The organism is Okeania sp. SIO2B9, assembly GCF_010672505.1.
Lineage (GTDB): Bacteria > Cyanobacteriota > Cyanobacteriia > Cyanobacteriales > Microcoleaceae > Okeania > Okeania hirsuta.
The window spans coordinates 1-2960 of sequence record NZ_JAAHGK010000987.1 but is presented as its reverse complement, the minus strand read 5'-3'; the positions used below and the strand labels follow the sequence as shown (position 1 = coordinate 2960).

The 2960-nt window shown below is 37.4% G+C and carries 4 protein-coding genes; all 4 read left to right on the top strand.

Annotated features, from left to right (window positions below; translation table 11 throughout):
* A partial coding sequence (ilvN, locus tag F6K13_RS26375; protein WP_287288903.1) for an acetolactate synthase small subunit occupies nucleotides 1-418 on the top strand: 418 nt, incomplete at its 5' end.
* Nucleotides 419-1039: 621 nt separating this feature from the next.
* Nucleotides 1040-1948 (top strand): CAP domain-containing protein, encoded by a 909-nt coding sequence (locus tag F6K13_RS26370; RefSeq protein WP_287288901.1) that lies wholly within the window; start codon nucleotides 1040-1042, stop codon nucleotides 1946-1948.
* Nucleotides 1929-2765 carry a calcium-binding protein gene (locus F6K13_RS26365; protein ID WP_287288899.1) on the top strand — a complete coding sequence of 279 codons (837 nt, stop codon included), beginning with the start codon at nucleotides 1929-1931 and terminating at the stop codon, nucleotides 2763-2765. Before F6K13_RS26370 ends, F6K13_RS26365 begins: the two co-directional genes overlap by 20 nt.
* A 24-nt stretch (nucleotides 2766-2789) precedes the next feature.
* Nucleotides 2790-2954, top strand: a complete 165-nt coding sequence (locus F6K13_RS26360; protein WP_287288897.1) for a hypothetical protein — start codon at nucleotides 2790-2792, stop codon at nucleotides 2952-2954.
* Nucleotides 2955-2960 lie beyond the last annotated feature (6 nt).

Below are 2960 nucleotides of genomic sequence, written 5' to 3'. Positions count from 1 at the left end.
CCCAGCAGAACAATCTGGTGTTTCTCGAATTACAATGGTGGTGCCTGGGGACGACCATGTGATCGAACAGTTGACCAAACAACTATATAAGTTGATTAATGTTTTGAAAGTACAAGATATTACTGCTATTCCCTGTGTGGAACGAGAGTTAATGTTACTCAAGATTAATGCTACTACAAATATGCGATCGGAAGTGGTTGAAATTGCAAATATTTTTCGGGCGCGGGTGGTAGACTTAGGTGACGACTCATTAACTATTGAAGTAGTAGGAGACCCAGGAAAAATGGTTGCCATTGTCCAAATGCTTGCTAAATATGGTATCCGTGAAATTGCTAGGACAGGCAAAATAGCTTTAACTCGTGAGTCTGGAGTTAATACTGAGTTCCTAAAATTGAGAGCTTTGGAAGTAAAAATGTAAGTATTTTCTAGGATGTTAATTAGGAAAGGGTTAATCCTATAGGAGAGGGAATGGTGATTTAAGCTTTTATCTGATTTATAAAACTACTATTTTTTCTCTTTTTAAACTTGACTTTCCTTGAAATTTTACTGATTTAATTTTTCTCCTAATCCTAGTTATTTTCAATTAAATATCCTACCTTAAGTAATTACTCCTTTTTTGAGTGCAACCTCATTAGAAGTAATTACTTTTTTTTATTAATATTTTTTTGTGTTAATTAAATAGAACGACTAACAATATCCTTAAGGATATCCGACGGTAATATCGCTAAAAATACGATTTTTAGCTTAAAAAAAATTAAGGAAAGTGTTTTGACTTAAGACAAATATACTAACTTTTTTATATTGCAAAATTGCTCCCGGAAATCTACAAAGTTCCATGTAGATCTAGATAGAAAATTAAATAATTTCTTGTTCTTAAAACACAAAACAAGTAGTTAAATTATTTCAATTAATTATGAATTTAAACTACATGATTTTGCTGATTTTTCGAGCAATATTTAATTACTAAAAACCTGAATTTACAAGGGAAATCATCCCTATTTTTCAATTACTGTCCTTTAAATTTACAACAAAACAAACTATGGCTACTACACTTCCTTCCGCCCAAGACCAATATATGCTCGAATTGATCAACAGAGGTCGCCAAGACCCTGCTGCAGAAGCAGATCACTATAATATTGATCTAAATGAAGGACTCGCACAAGATACAATCTCCACTGATGCCAAACAACCTCTAGCATTTAATCTCAACCTCAATACTGCTGCTAACGAACACAGTCAATGGATGCTAGATAACAACGAATTTAGCCACACAGGAGAAAATGGTACACAATTCTGGGAACGTATGACGAATGCGGGGTACCAATGGTTTGGTGCTGGGGAAAATATCAGTTTTGATTCACCACTAGCTTCCGGTATTTCCGACTTCACCGGTCTTGTGGAGGAAAACCACAAAGATCTATTCATAAGTCCAGGTCATCGTGAAAATCTTATGAATGCTAGCTTTGAGGCAATCGGAATTTCTTCATTACAAGCAACGACGTATACTTGGAACGGGACAACTTACACTGATGTAGTGATGACTACCCAAAAGTTTGGCCGTAATAACGATGGTCCATTTATCACAGGTGTTGCCTACACTGATGCAGTTACTGATGACGACTTCTATACAGTCGGTGAAGGAATAGGCGGCATAACAGTTACAGCAGTTGATACTGCCAATAGTGCTAATACTTTCACAACTACTACTTGGGATGCAGGTGGTTATAGTTTAGATGTAAGTCCAAATGCGACTTACGATGTTACCTTCTCTGGGGATCTTGATGGGGATGGTCAGGCAGATGATACAGCAACTTATCAAGTTACTGTTGGTTCCGAAAACGTCAAACAAGATGTAGTTAGCGACAACTTACCTCCATCTACTCCCACCAATAATCCTCCCACCGCAGTAGAAATAGATAACGATACTATTGCCGAAAATACTAAATAATACAGTGGTAGGTAACTTAACTACTTCTGACCCTGATGCTGGGGATACTCACAGTTATCAATTGTTAGATAATGCTAATGGTCGTTTTGCTCTAGATGGAGACCAAATAGTAGTTGCTGATGGTTCTGGGTTGGATTTTGAAAGTGATGCGAATCATAATATTACTGTGCGAACTACTGATGCTGGGGGTGAAAGTTTCGAGCAACAGTTAACTATTAATGTAAGTAATGTGGATGAGACTCCCACTGAACCAGATAACTTCAATACTATCTATGGAAGTGACAACAACGATAATCTACGTGGCACAGTAGATAATGATGCGATCTACGGTGAAGGTGGCAATGATTTAATTATTGGACGGAAAGGTGACGATCTGCTCAATGGCGACAGTGGAAATGACGAAATTAATGGTGGTTCTGGTAACGATATCCTCAATGGTGGTTCTGATAACGATATCCTCAATGGTGGAAGAGGTATGGATACTCTTACAGGAGTAGACATAACTTCTGCTCAACCTGGTTATAATGAGATAGATATTTTGCGGGGCAATGCTGATGCCGATCTATTTATCTTAGGCGATAGTAGTCAAGTTTACTACACTGGAAATGGTGTCAACGATTATGCTCGGATTGATACTTTCAATAGTGGTCAAGGCGATCGAATTCAACTATCTGGAAGTAGTGGTGACTATACATTAGAAGAAAATGTTCCTGGATTGCCAAAAGGAACTGCTATTTACAATAATGATGATTTGATTGGTATTGTCAATAATGTTGTAGATATGGATTTGAATAGCAGTGATTTTTCTTTTGTATAAATCTCTAGTTTGGTCTAAATTGATTTGGTTGGTAGTGGTGCATTTGATGATTTTGGTAAAGGTATGGTGAGCATTTTAGCCACCATACACCACTACTATAGCGCTACGCGCAAGTCAGAAGTCATATCATGTCCGGTAGCATCGGTGTTGCCTACCTTTGCTATACAATACCGATGCTACCGGACATGATATGAC

Coding starts and splice junctions, on each gene's coding strand:
- F6K13_RS26370 (WP_287288901.1), top strand. CDS start 1,040: ATGGCTACTACACTTCCTTCCGCCCAAGACCAATATATGCTCGAATTG.